Here is a 15,424-nt window from a genome sequence, read left to right on the forward strand (position 1 = left end):
GATGGCCACCGTATCGGAAGCGTTGCGCATCGCCGTCGGCCTGCATCAGGGCAACCGGCTGGCCGAGGCGGCGGACATCTACCGGAAGATCATCCAGGCGGCACCCGAGGTGGCCGATGCGTGGCACCTGCTTGGCGTGCTGCATCACCAGTCGGGCGAGCATGCCGAAGCGGTTCGGCTGATCGGCGAGGCAATCGGCCGGGATCCCCTCTGCGCCGCCTACCGCGACAATCTGGGATCGGCGCTGCGCGCAACGGCGCAGGCGGACCGGGCGGCCGGCCAGCATCGGGCGGCGATGGTACTCGACCCCGCCTGGGTCAAGCCGTTCGGCAATCTCGCCGGCGCTTTGACCGACCTCGGCGACGGGGCCGCGGCGGCGGACGCGCTGGGCCGGGCCCTGCGGCTGGCGCCGGACAATGACGGCTACCTGCTGCGGCTCGGCGACTGTCTCTATGCCCAGGATCGCACCGCGGAGGCCGAGGCGCAGTACCAGCGGCTGGACGCGCTCCAGCCCGGCCGGCCCGACTGCCTGTACCGTCTCGGCCTGTGCCGGCTGGCGGCGAGCCGGGTGATGGGCGTCGCGCTCGCCGCTGCCGGCCGGCTGGTCGACCGGGCGGCCCTGGCCGAGGCCATCGCCGCCTTCGGCCGTGCCGCCGACGGTGGCCATGGCGATGCCGGCCGGAACCTGTTCGGGACGGCGGTCGTCGCGGTCCAGACCGGCGTGATGGACGACGCAACGCTGGAGCGGGTCGCCGCCGCCGCCCGTCGCCGGCTGATGGCGGAGCCGCGCGACAGCGTCGCCCTGTCGGTGGTCTGCTACGCCCTCTACCGGCGGCAGCGGCTCGCCCTTGCGGAGCGCTATTTCCGCAAGTTCGCCCGCCATTGGACGGCGGCGGAGATCGCCGCCGATTTCGAGATGCTGCTGTGGTCGATGGTGCGCAGCGGGCCGGCCTTCTTCGAAGCGCTGGCCGCCGAGCCGCCGGACTGCTTCGCCCGCGCTGCCCGCCGCATGCCAGTGGCCGCGAAGTCCGATGGCCGGCCGATCCTGCTGGTCGGCTGCGACGGCGGTTATTGGCGCCGCTTCGGCGCCGGCTTCCTTGAGACATGGCAGGACAAGGCCGCGTCCTGCACCCTGCATGTCCATATCGTCAACCCGCCGGCCGATGTCGAGGCGGAGCTGATGCGGCTGGCGCGGGCGAAGCAGTGCGACGGCCTGCCGCTGTCCGTCTCCTTCGAGACAATCGATCTTGGCGCCCTGCCGGAGCCGGTGCGGCTGACCTATTACGCCTCCGCCCGTTTCGCGGTGACGCAGCAGCTTCTGCGGGCGGGGGCCGGGCCGGTGATCCAGATCGATGTCGATGCGCTGCTGCTCGCCGATCCCGGCCTCGCCATGGCGGCGTGGCCGTCCTGGGACGTGGCGGTGATGCAGGATCGGCGGGGCCGCGGGCCGACCCGCGATTTCCTCGCCGGCTTCCTCGCCTTCAACCGCACACCGGCGGCGCAGCGCTATCTCGACCTCGTCGTCGGCTATATCGGCCGGCATTTCGACGAGGGCCGGGCCTTCTGGGGGCTGGATCAGGCGGCCCCCTACTGCACCCACGACCACCTGGTCCGCAGCGGCGGGGCGCCGGCCCTGATCCACTTCGACTTCGAAGCCTTCCCCTTCCTGCATTTCCTCGAAAAGTGAGGCGTCCTCACGCCGCCTGCGCCGTCCGCTCCCGCAGCCGCTGCTCCAGCGCCTGCCAGCGCGGCTCCACCGCCTCCAGCGCGCGGTGCTTGACCGGACCGAAACCGCGGATCTCCTGCGGCAAGGCCGCCAGCTCCACCGCGGTGGCGAGCCGGTCGGCCGTCAGCCGCTTGGCGATCTCCGCCACCGTGGCCTCGTAGCGGGCGACCAGGGCGCGTTCCATCTTCCGTTCCGCTGTGTAGCCGAACGGGTCGAGCGCCGTGCCGCGCAACCGTTTCATCGCCGCCAGCCCGCGGAACACCGGCAGGATCCAGGCGCCGAGCGCCATCTTGCGCGGCTCGCCATAGCCGTTGGTGTCGCGCGACAGCAGCGGCGGAGCGAGGTGGAAGACCGGCTTCCACTCGCCGTCGAAACGGTCCTTCAGGCTTTTGGCAAAGGTCGGATCGCTGTGCAGGCGGGCGACCTCATACTCGTCCTTGTAGGCCATCAATTTGAAGGCGCTGCGCGCCACCGCTTCGGCCAGCGCGGTCGATGCGGGGGCGACGCGGGCCTCCGCCTGCCGCGCCCGTTCGACCAGCGCGCGGTAACGGTCGGCATAGGCGCGGTCCTGATAGTCGGCCAGGAACGCCGCCCGCCGCTCCACGATGCTGGCCAGATCGGTGGCGGGCGCCTCCTCCTCCGCGCCCAGCGTCGCCAGCAGCTCCGGCCGGTGCACGGCGAGGCGGCCGAAGGCGAAGGCGCGCAAATTGGCGGGCACGCCGGTGCCGTTCAGCTCGATGGCGCGGGTCAGCGCCTCCAGCCCGACCGGCAGCAGCCCCTTCTGGAAGGCGACGCCCATCAGGAAGACGTTGGCGAGGATGCTGTCGCCGAACAGTGCGGTGACCACCCGGTTGGCGTCCACCACCTCCACCCGCTCGGGTCCGGCGGCACGGCGCAAGCTGCGCAGCAGCGATCCGGCATCGGGCAGTTTGCTGCCGTCGCGGGTGAAGGCGCCGGTGGGGGCGACATGGGCGTTCGCCACCACCCGCGTGCGGCCGAGCCGCACCGTCTTCAGCGCGTCCGGCGAGGCCGCGACCACCGTGTCGCAGGCCAGCACCAGCTGTGCCTGCTTCGGGTCGATCCGCGCCTGATTCAGCCGCGCCGTGTCACCCGCCACCCGCAGGTAGCTGTAGACCGCACCGCCCTTCTGCGCGAAACCCATGAAATCGAGCACCGAGGACGCCTTGCCCTCCAGATGCGCCGCCATCGCCAGCACGGCACCGATGGTGACGACGCCGGTGCCGCCGACACCGACGATCAAGATTTCTGCTGGGTCGTCCGTGCTGGAAAAATGCGGCAGCGGCAGCGCCGCCAGATCGTCGGCGAAGCGCGCGGCGATGCTGTCGGGGTTTGGCTTGCGCAAGGTGCCGCCGACCACCGAGACGAAGCTGGGGCAGAAGCCGTCGGCGCAGGAATAATCCTTGTTGCAGCTGGACTGGTCGATCTGCCGCTTCACGCCGAATTCGGTCTGCTTGGGCTGCACCGACAGGCAGTTCGACTTCTTGCCACAATCGCCGCAGCCTTCGCAGACCAGATCGTTGATCACCATCCGGCGCGCCGGGTCGGCCATGGTGCCGCGCTTGCGCCGGCGGCGCTTCTCCGCGGCACAGGTCTGCTCATAGACGATGGCGGTGACGCCGGAAATCTCGCGCATCTCGCGCTGAACGGCGTCCAGCTCCTCGCGGTGATGCACGGTGGTGAAGGGGGCCAGAGCGGATCGGCTGTCGTATTTCTCCGGCGCGTCGCTGACCACGGCGATGCGGGTGATGCCCTCCGCCGCCAGCTGGCGGGTGATGGCGTCGACGGAGATCGGGCCGTCCACCGGCTGGCCGCCGGTCATGGCGACGGCGTCGTTGAACAGGATCTTGTAGGTGATGTTGATCCTGGAGGCCACCGCCTGCCGGATCGCCAGCAGGCCGGAATGGTAATAGGTGCCCTCGCCCAGATTCTGGAAGATGTGCGGGCGCTTGCTGAAGGGCGCCTGCCCGATCCAGCTGACGCCCTCGCCGCCCATCTGGCTCAGCCCCACCGTGTCGCGGTCCATCCACGACGCCATGAAATGGCAGCCGATGCCGGCCATCGCCTTGCTGCCCTCCGGCACCTTGGTCGAGCTGTTGTGCGGGCAGCCGGAGCAGAAATAGGGCGTGCGCGGCAGGGTGGGGGCGGCGGGCGCCTCGCCCGGCAGGAGATCCGCCAACCGGGCGGAGAAATCACGCTGCGGGAAGCGGTGGCGGATGCGCTCCACCAGCGCCTTGGCGACGATCCAGGGGCGAAGCTCCCCGGTGGCGGGCAGGAGATGCGCGCCGAACTCGTCAGTCTTGCCGACGACGGCGCGCGGGCGCTCGCCGGCCGGCAGGTGGAACAGCAGGTCCTTCAGCTGACCTTCGACGACCGGCGCCTTCTCCTCGACCACCAGGATTTCCTCCGCCCCCCGCGCGGCGGTCAGCGCGAAGTCGGGCTCCAGCGGCCAGGACAGGCCGATCTTGTGGACCGACAGCCCGATCTCCGCCGCCTCCGCCGGGCCGATGCCCAGCAGGCGCAACGCCTCCATCAGGTCGAGATGCGCCTTGCCGGTGGTGACGATGCGCAGCCAGCCACCGGTCCCCAACACGCTGCGGTCGATCCGGTTGACGCGGGCGAAGGCCTTCACCGCCGCGACCTTGGCCGCCAGCCGCTCCTCGATGGCGAGGCTGGGCAGGTCGGGCCAGCGGTAATGCAAGCCCCCCGGCGGCGGATCGAACGCCACCGGCAGGAAGCCGCGCTCCAGCGACGGCAGCTGGACGGTGGCGGAGCTTTCCACCGATTCCGAGATCGCCTTGAAGCCGACCCAGGCCCCGGAAAAGCGTGACAGGGCGTAACCGTAGAGACCGAAATCGAGATACTCGCGCACGCCCGACGGGTTCAGCACCGGCATCGACCACGCGATCATCGCAAGGTCGCTCTGGTGCGGCATGCTGGAGGACACGCAGCCATGGTCGTCGCCGGCCACCGCCAGAACCCCGCCACGCGGCGAGCTGCCATAGGCGTTGGCATGCTTCAGCACGTCGCCGGAGCGGTCCACCCCCGGCCCCTTGCCGTACCACATCCCGAACACGCCATCGACGGTGGCCTCGCCGGAGGATTCGACCTGCTGGGTGCCCATGACGGCGGTGGCGCCCAGATCCTCGTTCACGCCGGGGACGAAGGTGATGGCGTTGGCATCGAGATGCCGGCTGGCCTGCCACAGCGCCTGATCCAGCCCGCCCAGCGGCGAGCCGCGATAGCCGCTGACGAAGCCGGCGGTGTTCAGCCCGGCCCGCCGGTCGCTCTCCGCCTGGAGCAGCAGCAGACGGACCAGCGCCTGGGTGCCGGACAGATAGACCTGGCCCTCCGCCCGGCAATAGCGGTCGTCCAGGCGATAGGTCCGGTCGATCTCCGCCTGTTCCGGCCGCAGGCCTCCCCGCAATCCCGGCTGCATGCCGTCCATCTCTAGTCCCCTCGGATTTCTTTTCTGGGGACAAGTCTGCGCCTTTCGCAGGCAAATGATTTTGCGGGTTGGCCGGGGATCGGGGGCGTTCGGAAAATCCTGTTGCGGATTATTGGTCTGGCCAGCGAAATCTTTGCGCGGCACCGGCGCGTCCGGACGGGGTTACCCCCGCAGGGCGGCGCGGCGGTCGGCCCGCATCAGGGCGGCCCCGCGCTCGGCGATCATCACCGTCGGCGTGTTGGTGTTGCCGGAGGTCAGCGTCGGCATCACCGAGGCGTCGATCACCCGGAGGCCGCGCACCCCGCGCACCCGCATCTCCGCATCGGTGACGGCGGTGGCGTCGTCCGTGCCGCCCATCCGGCAGGTACCGACCGGGTGGAAGATGGTGGTGCCGATGTCGCCGGCGGCCTGCGCCAGCTCCTCCTCGGTCTGGAAGCTGGGGCCGGGCTTGTATTCCTGCGGATGGTAGGGGGCCAGCGCCGGCTGCGAGACGATGCGCCGGGTCAGCGCCAGCGCCTTGGCCGCCTTCGCCCGGTCGGCCGGATCGGACAGGTAGCAGGGGGCGATGGCCGGGTTGGCGCGGTGATCGGCCGTGGTGATGCGGGTCCAGCCGCGCGACGCCGGGCGCAGGTCGCAGACGCTGGCGGTGAAGGCGGGGAAGCCGTGCAGCGGATCGCCGAACTTCTCCAGCGACAGCGGCTGCACATGATACTCCAGGTCGGCGCTTTCGACTTCCGGCGACGATTTGGCGAAGACGCCGAGCTGGCTGGGCGCCATGGTCAGCGGCCCCTTGCGGAACAGCGCATATTCCAGCCCCATCATTGCCTTGCCGAACAGGTTGCCCGCCCGCTTGTTCAGCGTGACGATGCCGTCGACCTTGTAGATCATGCGCAGTTGCAGATGGTCCTGCAAATTGGCGCCGACGTCCGGCGCATCCAGCACCACCGGAATGCCGAGCGACTTCAGATGCGCCGCCGGGCCGATGCCGGAGCGCTGGAGGATCGCCGGGCTGCCGATGGACCCGGCGGCCAGCACCGTCTCGATCTTCGACGCCGCCCGTGCCGGCTGGCCATTCACGGTGAAGCGGATGCCGGTGGCACGGCCGTCGGCGATCTCCACCCGGTCGATGGCCGCATCGATGGCAAGCTTCAGGTTCGGGCGGTCGAGGGCAGGGCGCAGGAAGGCCTTGGCGGCGCTCCAGCGGATGCCGCCCTTCTGGTTCACCTCGAAACTGCCGACGCCCAGATTGTCGCCGCGGTTGAAATCGTCGTTGCGGGGAATGCCGACCTGCCGGGCCGCCTCGGCGAAGCGGTCGAGCAGGTCCCAGCGCAGCCGCTGCCGCTCCACCCGCCATTCGCCGCCGCTGCCATGCATCTCGTCGGCGCCGCGCCAGTAATCCTCGCTGCCCTTGAAGACCGGCAGAACCTCGTTCCAGCTCCAGCGGCTGTCGCCGGTGAGGGCGGCCCATTCGTCGTAATCGCGCGCCTGCCCGCGCATGGCGATCATGCCGTTGATCGACGAGCAGCCGCCCAGCACCTTGCCGCGGGCGTAATGGATGCTGCGGCCGTTCAGCCCCGGCTCGGCCTCCGTCTTGAAACACCAGTCGGTGCGCGGGTTGCCGATGCAGAACAGGTAGCCGGCGGGGATGTGCAGCCAGATCCAGCTGTCCTTGCCGCCGGCCTCCAGCAGCAGGACCGAGACGTCGGGATCGGCCGACAGCCGGTTGGCCAGCACGCAGCCGGCCGTGCCGCCCCCGGCGATGATGTAGTCGAAGCTGCCGAAGTCGAGCACGTCCGCCGTTCCGTCCGCCATCCGCGTCCCTCCCCAGGGATCTGTTGATTTGTCAGGCATATTAGATTGCTGACGGTGCGGACGATCCAGCGAAATTTCGCCGCAGCAGGATCCGTCGCTGCGGAATCCCCGTTCACCCCGCCATCCGCCGCCGCTCGCGCTCGGTCAGCAGATCGACGAAGGCCCGCACCTTGGTCGGGCGGAAGCGGGCGGCGGGAAAGACGGCATGGATGCCGCCCGGCGGCAGGCTCCAGCCCGGCAGGAGGCGGACCAACCGGCCGGACGCCAGATCGTCGGCCACGCAGTAATCCGGCAGGACCGACAGCCCGGCCCCCTCGCGCACCGCCTCGCGCACGGCGAAGGTGGCGTCCAGCGCGATGGATGCCCGCGGCGACACCGTGCGCACCTCTCCCGTCGCGGCGGTGAACTGCCAGCTCAGCGGGTTGCGCAGCACCGTGTTGGCGACGAAGGGCAGGGCGGCGATGTCGTCCGGCCCGGCGTCCTTGTCACCTCCCTCGCCCATCCGGGCGGCCAGGGCCGGGGTGCCGACCAGAAGCTGGCGGAAGCTGCCGAACTGGCGGGCCTGGAGGCTGGTGTCGGCCAGCCAGCCGACGCGGATGGCGAGATCGAAGGTGCCGCCGACGAGGTCGAGCGACTGGTCGGACAGGGCCATGTCGGCCTTGCAGGCGGGGTGGGCGGCGACGAAGGCGGCGATGGCCGGAACGACGACCGCGACCCCGTAATCGAAGGGGGCGGTCAGCCGCAGCAGCCCGGACGGCGCCGCCGCGGTCTCCGCCAGTTCGCCGAAGGCATCCTCGGCCTCGCGCAGGATCACGACGCAGCGGCGGTGGAAGGCCATGCCGGCCTCGGTCGGCCGCACCTTGCGGGTGGTGCGGACCAGCAGGCTGGCGCCGACCTCCTCCTCCAGCTTCGCCACCTGCTGGCTGACCACCGCCTTGGTGATGCCCAGCCGCGCCGCCGCCGCGGTGAAGGAACCGGTCTCCACCACCGCGGCGAAATAGGCGATGCGGTTCAGATGCCTGGGGTCGCTCATCGGGCGCCTGACGATTGTTTGCCAATGGCATACGATATGTCGGTTTTGTGCTGGCTACCCAGCACAATCGGCTGCGGTTAAGGTCATCCCCATCGCCCCACCGCCAGCCACGGATGCTGTTCATGAGCCGGACCAGGATCGTCACCTATCTGTTCGACCCGCTCTGCGGCTGGTGCTACGGCGCTTCGCCGGCAATCGCGACGCTGTCGGATGTCGAAGATCTCGTGCTGGAACTGCTGCCGACCGGCCTGTTTTCCGGCGCGGGCGCCCGGCCGCTGGACGACGGCTTTGCCGCCCATGCCTGGGCCTACGATCAGCGCATCCACGCCCTGACCGGGCAGGTCTTCAGCGAGCGCTACCGCACCGGCGTCCTGGGCGACCGGAGCCGGAGGATCGACAGCGGTCCGGCGACGCTGGCCCTGACGGCGGTCGCGCTGACCGCGCCCGACCGCGAGTTTGCGGCACTGGCCGCCATCCAGTCGGCGCGCTATGCCGACGGGCTCGACATCACCGCGGCGGCGACGCTGGCCGCCATCCTGACCGGCCTGGGGCTCGATGCCGCGGCGTCGCTCTTCGTCGAGGGGGCTGACGAGCTGACGGTCGCCGACGCCGCGCGGGTGGAGCGCGGCCGGCAGCTGATGGCCGCCTACCGCGCCAGCGGCGTGCCGACCCTGCTGTTCGACGACGGATCGCACCGGCGCAAGCTCGACTCCGAAATCCTCTTCTCCAAGCCCGGCCGGCTGGCCGCCATTCTCAGCGCCGGCTGACTGCGAACACCCAACCCGCACCGAACTCAAGGACATCGACGATGATCACACGCAGGGACCTCCTTGCCACCGCCGCGCATGCCCTGACGCTGGCGGGGGCGGCCACCCTCCTGGCCCCGGCCGGCGCGCTTGCTGCTGCGGCAACTCCGACGGCCGGTCCGCTCCGCTGGCAGGCGTTTCCCGCCGGGGAGGGCGGCTTCTTCCGGTCTCCGGTCCTGCTGTCCGGCGACAGCGAGGCGATCCTGATCGACGGCGGCTTCACCCTGTCCGACGGCAGGGCGCTGGCCGATGCCATAAAGGCGACCGGCAAGCGGCTGACCGCCATCTATGTCAGCCAGAGCGACCCCGACTATTATTTCGGCCTGGGTCCGGTGAAGGCGGCCTTCCCCGATGCCCGCGTCATCGCCGCCAGCGCCACCGTCGAGGCGATCAAGGGCAATGTCGAGAAGAAGCTGGCGGTCTGGGGGCCGAAGCTGAAGGAGAACGGCCCGCAGACGCTGGCCGAGGTGGTGATGCCGCAGCCGTTCGACGGTGCGTCCCTGACGCTGGACGGCCAGACCGTCGAGATCGTCGATGCCCAGGGGCTGCCCAACCGCCGTTACCTGTGGGTGCCGTCGTTGCAGGCGGTCTTCGGCGGGGTGCTGGTGTTCTCCGGCCTGCATGTCTGGACCGCCGACACCCCGACGGCGGAGGCGCGGGCCGCCTGGGTGAAGGCGCTGGACGCCATGGCCGCCCGCAAGCCGGCGGTGGTGGTCGCCGGCCATGCCGCACCGGGTGCGGCCTCCGATGCGGCCGCCATCGCCCACACCAGGGGTTATCTGCTCGCCTTCGAGGAGGAGCTTGCCAAGGCGAAGACCAGCGCCGAGCTGATCGCCGCCATGACGCGGCGCTATCCCGATGCCGGGATGGGCATCGCGCTCGACATCGGCGCCAAGGTGGCGACCGGCGAGATGAAGTGGGGCTGAGCCCCCACCGTCTCTCGCCGCGCCGGTCTCACTTCCGGTTCACCAGCGCCACGCCGCAGACCGCCACCGCCATGCCGGCCAATGCGGCGACGCCCAGCTTCTCGCCGAACAGCATCCAGGCGACGAGGGCCGTCACCGGCGGGGTCAGGTAGAACAGGCTGGCGACCTTGGCCGCCGCACCGCGGCGGATCAGGGCGAACAGCAGGAAGATGGCGCCGACCGACAGCACGAAGCAGAGCCACAGCAGGGCGAAGATGAACTCGCCCGTCCACTGCACCTGCATCGTCTCGGTCAGCGGGGCGACCACCGCCAGGACGACCGCAGTGGCGGCATATTGGATGGCTGTGCCGCTGCGCAGATCCATGCCGCCGCCGTGGCGCTTCTGGTACAGCGTGCCGAGCGTGATCCCGACCAGCGCCGCCATGGCATAGCCGATGCCGATCAGATGCTCGGCGTCGACCGACAGCTTCTCGCGCACCACCAGCCCGACGCCGGCAAGGCCCAGCAGCAGCCCGACCCATTGCCGGCCGCTGACCCGTTCGCCCAGCAGCGGGCCGGACAGGGCGGCGGTCAGCAGCGGCTGGATGCCGACGATCAGCGCGGTGACGCCGGCCGGCAGCCCATGGGCGATGGCGAGGAAGACGCCGCTAAGATAGACGCCGTGCACCAGCAGCCCGGCCAGCGCGATCCGCCCGGCGGTCGCCCAGTCCTTCGGCCAGGGCGCCCGGCTCGCCAGCGCCACCAGCGCCAGCACCACGGCGACCAGCCCCAGCCGGATCAGCAGGAAGGTCAGCGGCTCCACATAAGGCAGGCCGTATTTCGCGCCGATGAAGCCGGTGCTCCACAGCAGCACGAAAAGGCCCGGCATCAGGCGCAGCCAGGTCTGGCCGCCCGTCGCGGTACCGCCCATCGTTCAGATCCTTCCCCGTCCGGTCAGCTCACCGCCGGAACGGCCGGAGACGACTGGGTCGGCTGGCGGCGCGCTTCGGCGACCGCCTGGATGTGGGACTGCAAATCCGCGTCCTTCTGCACCAGCCGGCGGAAATCCTTCTCATCCAACACCAGCAATTGGCAATAGCCCAGCGCCCGCACGTCTGCATTGCGCCGCTGGCGGGACAGGAGCGCCATCTCGCCGAAGAAGTCGCCGGTGCCGAGCTTCACCGGCTCCGCCAGCATCGGCACCAGCACCTCGACGGCCCCCGACGCGATGAAGAACATGGCGTCGCCGCGGTCGCCCTTGCGCAGGATGGTCTCGCCCGGCAGCGCCAGCTGCGCGCGCAGCAGCGTGGCGATGGTCGCCACCCGCTCCGCCGGCAGTTCGGCGAACAGCGGCACCCGGCGCACCAGCTCCGCCACGTCGAAGCGGACGTCCAGCTTCGGCAGCCGTTCCAGCACCCGGCGCCGCTGTTCCAGGTCGCGCTCCAGGTCGGTCAGCACCTCCTGGCTGATGATCGATTCGGCGTGCATGGCGCGGTATTCGGCATGCTCCAGCCGCAGCGCGGCACGGCCGACATAGCGGCTTTGCAGCACCACCGCATAGTCGGGGTATTGCAGCTTCAGGGCCGACAGCGCCTGCTCGACGATGCCCAGCCGGCCGACCAGCATGCCCTCCAGCACGAACGCCACCTCCTGGCCCAGCACGCGGGCCAGCCGGTCGCGGGTGAAGGCCAGCAGTTCGCGCAGCACCGTGCGCACGGCGACCAGCACCTCGAACCGCATCGACAGGCGCCGCGCCAGCGGGCTGTGGATGCCGAAGCGGCGTTGCAGCCAGCTGGCGGTCCGCATCCAGGGCGAGAAGGCGATGAACGGTTCCTCGAAGGCGCGATAGCCGTTGCGGCCCTGGCTCTTGACCGCGTCGAGCAGGCGCCCGCTGCGGCCGGCCAGCATCTCCATCACCGCGCGCGACACCACCCCTTCGGAGAAATGGGCATAATAGAGTTCTTCCTCGCGGTTCACCAGGATGACGAGGCCGATGGTGACGCGGTCCTCGTCGGTCAGCTTGGCCTCTTCCTGGCTGTCGCGGTCGATCTTCTTCAGCCGCTCCTCGTAGCGGGCGATCATCACGTCCTTGACCGCGCCGTCGACCTCATAGGTCTGGGCGACGGCGGAGACGCGGTCGCGGATGCTGTCGGTGGACAGCGCCAGCGCCCGGTTGCGCATGGCGCGCTCCACCGGCGTCAGCTCGTCCAGCTTCAAGAGGCGGATCAGCCAGCGCAGCGTGGTGCCGTTGACGAACAGCGTGACGAAGACGAAGCCGGTGACCATCACCGCGATGAAGCTCTGGAGCCGGTCGGGCACCCGGAAATTCTCGGTCACCGCCAGGGCCAGCGTCAGCGACACCGCCCCGCGCATGCCGCCCCACAGCATCACCGACTTGTAGGAATTGCTGACCTTCTGCGCCAGCCCGGCCCAGGACAGCACCGGCAGCAGCCCGAACAGCACCACCGCGCGCGCGGCGAAGGCCGCCAGCACCACGACCACCACCAGCCCGACCTCGGCCCAGCCGGCATCGGCCAGCAGGCGCGGCACCAGGATGGCGGTCAGCAGGAAGATCATGGAGTTGGCCCAGAAGCCCAGCTGCTGCCAGACATGCTCCATGGCGCCCCAGGTGGCGGGGGAAATGCGGGTGCGCCCGACCGACCCGATGACCAGCGCCGAGGTCACCGTCGCCACCACGCCCGACGCGCCGACATAATGGTCGGCCAACACATAGGACAGGTAGGCCAGCGCCACCGTCAGCGTGATCTCCGCCATCGGCTGGTTGCGCACCGGCTCCACCAGCATGCAGACGATGCGGCCGCAGACATAGCCGGTGACGACGCCGCCGGAGAAGTCGCGCAGGAAATCCACCGCCGCCGCCGCCGCCCCGCCGTGGGAGGTGCGCGTCAGCATTTCCAGCAGCAGGGTGAACAGCGCGATGGCCGCGGCGTCGTTCAGCAGGGCTTCGCCCTCGACCAGCGTCGTCAGCCGTCTCGGCGCGCCGAGGTCGCGGAAGATGCCGATCACCGCCGCCGGATCGGTGGAGGCGACGATGGCGCCCAGCAGCAGGCAGGCGACCAGCGGCAGCGGGGTGAACAGGTTGACGGCATAGCCGACGGCGAAGGTGCAGACGAAGACCGCCACCACCGCCATCAGCAGGATCGGCCCCAGATCCTCGAACAGCCGCCGGACATCGACCGCCAGCGCCGTTTCGAACAGCAGGATCGGCAGGAAGACGTGCAGAAGCACGTCCGACGAGATGTCCAGCTCGGCCAGCGAATTCAGGAAATCGTGCAGCGGATCCTTGCCCGGCCCGGCGAAGGTCTGGATCACGGCGCCCAGCGCCACGCCGACGCCGGCCAGCAGCACCGTGTAGGGCATCTGGAAGCGGGCGGCGAGCGGCGGCAGGAAACTGACGAGGGCGAGAAGCCCGGCAACGCCGAGGACTTGGATGACGATGTCGTGCATGGTTCCACGGAACGGCTGCGGCGTGGGCTGCACGGTATCGCCGCACTGTGGCGGGGGCAAGGCCATGGGCCGCAGATTCCTGCGGCAAAAATGGTCCGCAGCGATGCACCGGCCGGCAGCAGGGGGGTATGCCGCTCCGACGTATTCCCCCTCCCTTTATCCGGGACTCACCGCCAGCCGCCGTCCTTCGTCAGGCCGGACAGGATGTCCGTCAGGATAGCGTGGGTGGCACGGGCGGCGGCCGACATCGGCCGGCCGGCGGCATGGGCCAGCAGGATGCTGCGGTCGATCTGCGGATCGGCGATGGGCAGGCCGGTCAGCCGCTCCGCCGCCACGCCGTGGCGCGCCACCCGGTCCGACAGCACGGTATAGCCGCAGCCTTCCGCCACCAGCGCCTTGATCTGCTCCAGCGCGTCGATCTCCAGCGCCACGGTGACGCTTGCCCGCGCCAGCAGGGCGGCATGCTCGACCTCCTCGCGCACGCCGTGCGGCCGGCCGGGCAGGATCAGCGGCAGGGAGAGCGCCTCGGCGAAGGGGATGGCGCTGCGCCCGCGCAGCAGCGGGTCGTCGGCCGGCCCGACCAGATGCAGCTTCTCGCGCGCCACCAGCTCGGTCTCCAGCCCGCCCATCTCCTTGGTGCCGAACACCAGCGCGAGGTCGAGCCGCCCCGACAGCACCCATTCCAGCATGTGGCCGGACAGCCCCTCGACCACCCGCAGGCGGATTTGCGGGTGGGTGCGCCGCACCGCCAGCGCCAGCGGCACGGTCAGCACCGGCCCCAGCGAGGTCGGGATGCCGACGGTCGCCGGACCTGCCGGCACCGCCTCCACCGCGCGCACCTCGTCGCGCAGCCCGTCCATCTGGCCGATCAGCGCCGCCGCCCGCTGCGCCAGCCGCCGCCCGCTTTCCGTCGGCACCACGCCGCGCGCCGTGCGCAGCACCAGCTGGCAGCCGAAATCCTCCTCCAGCCGCTTCAGATGCAGGCTGAGCGCCGGCTGCGCCACCCGCAGCACATCCGCCGCGCGGGAGATCGAGCCATGCTCGACGATGCCCAGGAAATAGCGAAGCTGCCGCACATCCATCCCGCCGGAACCCCTGCCGTCCATACCATGGCGCTATGAAAGGGGTGGCGGGGATCGCGTGTCAATATGGGGCGGTTGGTGCTTGCAGGGTCGGGTTCCTTGCAATGCCGCAGCCCGCGGGCATCCGCCCTTGTCGTTCAGGAGGCGACGGCTGCCAGCATCCGGAGCGTTTTCAGTCCCTTCGGCTTGTCGGGTGCGACGATGTCCTTGTGGATGCAGCCGATCACGGACTTGATGACGTCGGTCTTGTTGAGCGCCGTGGCTTCCACGACCGTTTCCAGTTCGCGCGACATGGTCGGGGTGATCTTCATCGACAGCCGCCGCCTCGCCGAACCGCGCCCGGTCTTCGGTGCACCCTCGAAGAACGCCCTGGTCTCGTCGAGGCTGTCGGCAAGCTGGCGCGACAGGGTCCGGTCGGCGGCGTAGCGGTTGATGTAGTACATCAAAAGCGGCTTGCGGAACTCGGTCGTCAGGCCCGGATCGATGCGATAGGCGGCGAGATCGAGGGCGTCGGTGTAAACCGACGGCAGGTTGGCCTCTATGGAAATCGTGGCCCTGTCATAGGCGGCCTTGATCGCCGGGGTCGACTGCGGCGGGGTGGCGACGACCGCACCGCACGTGTCGCAGACGGCGACGAGGATGTTCTGCGCCACGCCCTTGCCGTCGTCGAACGGGACGTCGCGCAAGGCGAAGGTTGTCGTCGTCAGCCCGTCCGTCCCGCAAACGGCTTTGCTCTTGTCGCCTTCACGGTAGATCTTCACGACGGCACCTCATCGATGGACGCTGATAAAGATCGTGTCGGGATCCACGAAGTAGAATTTGATGTACCAGCCCCGATGCCTGACGATGTTGACCTCGATGCCAGGGGCCCTGTGGTGAGGGCTGACACTGTGATCGTTTCCCCTGGCGCTTTTCAGAATCTGAATGACTTGCTCGGCGGTAACCGCACCCATCTGGAGCAGGTTCTTGGTGTCGATTGCAGTTCGGGCTTCGTGCTGGAACGTTCCGTCCCTCAAGGCTCGGATGACCTTGGGCTTTACCGTCGACCACCCCACCGGCATCCCCCATAATATACGATGATCTTCGTACGCTTCAAGCCTGCTGGAACGACTCGTGTGACCAAGGA

At 69.8% G+C, this 15,424-nt stretch carries 10 protein-coding genes; 3 read left to right on the top strand and 7 right to left on the bottom strand.

Annotated elements, in window-relative coordinates; translation table 11 throughout:
• The first annotated feature begins 1 nt into the window (after position 1).
• The gene (locus VH569_RS16995; RefSeq protein ID WP_423316386.1) at positions 2 to 1,687 is read left to right on the top strand and encodes a tetratricopeptide repeat protein; all 1,686 of its coding nucleotides are present in this window, start codon (positions 2 to 4) and stop codon (positions 1,685 to 1,687) included.
• A gap of 7 nt (positions 1,688 to 1,694) precedes the next feature.
• Here VH569_RS16995 and VH569_RS17000 read toward each other — a convergent pair whose 3' ends face one another.
• The 3 genes from VH569_RS17000 to VH569_RS17010 form a co-directional block, all read right to left on the bottom strand.
• Positions 1,695 to 5,192, bottom strand: coding sequence for an indolepyruvate ferredoxin oxidoreductase family protein (locus tag VH569_RS17000; protein ID WP_423316387.1), 3,498 nt, complete (start codon positions 5,190 to 5,192; stop codon positions 1,695 to 1,697).
• A gap of 162 nt (positions 5,193 to 5,354) precedes the next feature.
• Positions 5,355 to 7,004 (bottom strand): GMC family oxidoreductase, encoded by a 1,650-nt coding sequence (locus VH569_RS17005; RefSeq protein ID WP_423316388.1) that lies wholly within the window; start codon positions 7,002 to 7,004, stop codon positions 5,355 to 5,357.
• Between the two features lie 112 nt (positions 7,005 to 7,116).
• The gene (locus VH569_RS17010) at positions 7,117 to 8,037 is read right to left on the bottom strand and encodes a LysR family transcriptional regulator (RefSeq protein WP_423316389.1); all 921 of its coding nucleotides are present in this window, start codon (positions 8,035 to 8,037) and stop codon (positions 7,117 to 7,119) included.
• Between the two features lie 122 nt (positions 8,038 to 8,159).
• On the opposite strand from VH569_RS17010, the gene VH569_RS17015 reads away from it, so the two are divergent.
• Together VH569_RS17015 and VH569_RS17020 are read left to right on the top strand one after the other, a co-directional pair.
• Positions 8,160 to 8,804, top strand: coding sequence for a DsbA family protein (locus VH569_RS17015; protein ID WP_423316390.1), 645 nt, complete (start codon positions 8,160 to 8,162; stop codon positions 8,802 to 8,804).
• 41 nt (positions 8,805 to 8,845) lie between these two features.
• Positions 8,846 to 9,769, top strand: coding sequence for an MBL fold metallo-hydrolase (locus tag VH569_RS17020; protein WP_423316391.1), 924 nt, complete (start codon positions 8,846 to 8,848; stop codon positions 9,767 to 9,769).
• Positions 9,770 to 9,797: 28 nt separating this feature from the next.
• Here the strand turns inward: VH569_RS17020 and VH569_RS17025 are convergent, their stop codons facing one another.
• From VH569_RS17025 to VH569_RS17040, 4 genes are all read right to left on the bottom strand, one after another.
• Positions 9,798 to 10,679 (bottom strand): DMT family transporter, encoded by an 882-nt coding sequence (locus tag VH569_RS17025; RefSeq protein WP_423316392.1) that lies wholly within the window; start codon positions 10,677 to 10,679, stop codon positions 9,798 to 9,800.
• Positions 10,680 to 10,702: 23 nt separating this feature from the next.
• Positions 10,703 to 13,282, bottom strand: coding sequence for a cation:proton antiporter (locus VH569_RS17030; RefSeq protein ID WP_423316393.1), 2,580 nt, complete (start codon positions 13,280 to 13,282; stop codon positions 10,703 to 10,705).
• A gap of 101 nt (positions 13,283 to 13,383) precedes the next feature.
• Complete coding sequence (locus VH569_RS17035) at positions 13,384 to 14,298, bottom strand: LysR family transcriptional regulator (RefSeq protein WP_423316394.1); 915 nt, start codon at positions 14,296 to 14,298, stop codon at positions 13,384 to 13,386.
• Between the two features lie 137 nt (positions 14,299 to 14,435).
• On the bottom strand, positions 14,436 to 15,059 hold the full coding sequence (locus tag VH569_RS17040; protein WP_423316395.1) for a hypothetical protein: 624 nt from the start codon (positions 15,057 to 15,059) through the stop codon (positions 14,436 to 14,438).
• Positions 15,060 to 15,424 lie beyond the last annotated feature (365 nt).

The organism is Azospirillum sp. 11R-A, from assembly GCF_049472615.1.
GTDB classification, from domain to species: Bacteria; Pseudomonadota; Alphaproteobacteria; order Azospirillales; family Azospirillaceae; genus Azospirillum; species Azospirillum palustre.

Bases quoted from the DNA above. Each gene is read 5' to 3' on its own strand.
- VH569_RS16995 (WP_423316386.1), top strand. From the start codon at position 2: ATGGCCACCGTATCGGAAGCGTTGCGCATCGCCGTCGGCCTGCATCAG.
- VH569_RS17000 (WP_423316387.1), bottom strand. From the start codon at position 5,192: ATGGACGGCATGCAGCCGGGATTGCGGGGAGGCCTGCGGCCGGAACAG.
- VH569_RS17005 (WP_423316388.1), bottom strand. From the start codon at position 7,004: ATGGCGGACGGAACGGCGGACGTGCTCGACTTCGGCAGCTTCGACTAC.
- VH569_RS17010 (WP_423316389.1), bottom strand. From the start codon at position 8,037: ATGAGCGACCCCAGGCATCTGAACCGCATCGCCTATTTCGCCGCGGTG.
- VH569_RS17015 (WP_423316390.1), top strand. From the start codon at position 8,160: ATGAGCCGGACCAGGATCGTCACCTATCTGTTCGACCCGCTCTGCGGC.
- VH569_RS17020 (WP_423316391.1), top strand. From the start codon at position 8,846: ATGATCACACGCAGGGACCTCCTTGCCACCGCCGCGCATGCCCTGACG.
- VH569_RS17025 (WP_423316392.1), bottom strand. From the start codon at position 10,679: ATGGGCGGTACCGCGACGGGCGGCCAGACCTGGCTGCGCCTGATGCCG.
- VH569_RS17030 (WP_423316393.1), bottom strand. From the start codon at position 13,282: ATGGCCTTGCCCCCGCCACAGTGCGGCGATACCGTGCAGCCCACGCCG.
- VH569_RS17035 (WP_423316394.1), bottom strand. From the start codon at position 14,298: ATGGATGTGCGGCAGCTTCGCTATTTCCTGGGCATCGTCGAGCATGGC.